Genomic DNA, 238 nt, shown 5'->3' on the forward strand with positions numbered 1-238 from the left:
CGATTCACGAATGCTGCTCTCTTCACCCGAGGCTATCAGCACGTCGTTAAACGCGGTCAGGCCAATATTGTCCCCCTCTAGTTGACTGGCCAGAATATTCAGGTTATTTCCTGCATTCAGCAGAATGTTGCCGCCTGCCGATAGCGTTGAGCCATCTAACAGATCATCCTGCGCAAGGTCTTCCCGGCTGCTAGACTTAAGCCCGCCAAAGCTGCTTTTGCTGGTATGGCTGTACTCG

At 52.5% G+C, this 238-nt stretch carries 1 protein-coding gene; it reads right to left on the minus strand.

The features are described from left to right. Positions 1–238 (minus strand): hemagglutinin repeat-containing protein (locus R0K30_RS23395; RefSeq protein WP_410613407.1); only part of this gene is annotated, 238 nt, incomplete at both ends.

This window comes from Bacillus sp. SIMBA_154 (assembly GCF_046536015.1).
GTDB lineage: Bacteria > Bacillota > Bacilli > Bacillales > Bacillaceae > Bacillus > Bacillus pumilus_P.